The organism is Vibrio sp. Vb1554 (genome assembly GCF_033344235.1).
The window spans coordinates 1-1550 of the sequence record NZ_JAWPOJ010000149.1 but is presented as its reverse complement, the minus strand read 5'-3'; the positions used below and the strand labels follow the sequence as shown (position 1 = coordinate 1550).

Genomic DNA, 1550 nt, shown 5'->3' with positions numbered 1-1550 from the left:
AATTGAAGAAGTTTGGATTCCAACGTGCCTTAGCGGCGTTAATTCGAACCTAGTGTGGCTCAGTGTTTAGATGGCTACACAGGCTTTGAACGACGGGGGAGTGCAACACTTAGAATTCAGATTGGAGAAGTTATGTACCACGTTCACGTTTACTTTCCTTTGCAACAATTGGAAAAAGCACAAGCTCTGAATGAGATCATCCGCCAAGAGCGTCAAGATGTGTTGCGCGTGTATCCATTGGTCGACAGATTAGTCGGCCCGCACAAGATGCCGATGTTTGAAATGCACCTTGAGTCGATCAGTGAAGAGTTTTTGGCTTGGTTAGATACCATTCGTGGGGATTTCTCTGTGCTTATTCACCCGGTCAGCGAACGAGAATTGCGTGATCACACAGAGAGCGCGATTTGGTTAGGTCGCGAACTAGGTGTTTTCGAAGAAAAGCTAGAAAATTAACGATTTTTGCCCAAATGGTATAGACGTATGACGTCGATATCATTTGGGCGCGTTCCCTCTCTTCCTATTTCCTTCCCTGCAATCCATCCCGTAGTGTGCTAGACCTAAAGGTGTGCCTTCGCACGTTTAAAACCGTTAGCGTGCTCGTTTTTAAAACTAATATTACTCGCTGAGTAAACATATAAGATAGAAAAATCATCGCAATTCTAATCGCTTAGAAAGGCTTAAATACGCGTTAAACGATGTGTGACGTTAGCGATGACGATGACAATTAGGGAAGTGCAGTTTACGACCTCAATAGCAACGGCAGTGGCACAGACATTTCTAGGGGGGAGTATGTTGACGATACTGTTGATTGCATTGGCGCTGTATATTTTCTGGCTACTGTTTCGAAATGGCCCTGCATTTGCCGAGCGACTCCCAGACCACAAACGCAATTGGGTTGGCCCCACCGCTAATCAAGAAGAATGGCGCGGCTATTGTGCGGACGTATTTCAACCTTTTAGTTCCCGCACGACTTTCTATGCTATTGCCTATTTTGCCAATTATATTGCAGTGGCGAATGCGATCTCTTGGTCCATCGTCTACGAAGGCAATTATCCTGTTATGATGAGCCGTTTCGGCAGCTACTTTATTGTTAGTACGCACGACGCCATGCTGGTAGCTGGATTTGTTTCTCTGGCTTTTTTTATCATTAACTGGCAACTGGCGATGCATTGTGCGAGTTTACTTAGCCAATATTTAGTGCGAATCCTCATCATTAATCGCACGCGTTTTGTCGCCATGAGTTTAGTGTTCAGCAGCTATTTTGCTTACTTGTTAACGATAGGAATTTTTTGGCTGTTTCACGACACGTACTCAATTTGGCAAGGATTGAAACTCACGCCTGCTTTTCTTTTATTAGCGTTATTATTAGCCGTCGTGTTACCTGCCATGAAAAAAGAAACGTCCGAAAGCGAATAAGCGAGAATCGCTCTACCGTTTGAGTAGTAATTCATGTGCCATTGAGTTAGCATTGCCGACCTTTTTTTCGTCAGTGGGAGGACTCATGTATATTGGCTTTGACTATGGCACTGCAAACTGTTCAGTGGCAAAAA

General features: G+C 44.3%; 2 protein-coding genes. Both read left to right on the top strand.

Annotated features, from left to right (window positions below; genetic code table 11):
- Window positions 1-132 precede the first annotated feature (132 nt).
- Window positions 133-453: a DOPA 4,5-dioxygenase family protein gene (locus tag R8N28_RS24455; protein WP_005455725.1), complete on the top strand. Its 321-nt coding sequence runs from the start codon at window positions 133-135 to the stop codon at window positions 451-453.
- 336 nt (window positions 454-789) lie between these two features.
- Window positions 790-1416, top strand: coding sequence for a hypothetical protein (locus tag R8N28_RS24450; RefSeq protein WP_005483333.1), 627 nt, complete (start codon window positions 790-792; stop codon window positions 1414-1416).
- The last annotated feature ends 134 nt before the right edge of the window (window positions 1417-1550 follow it).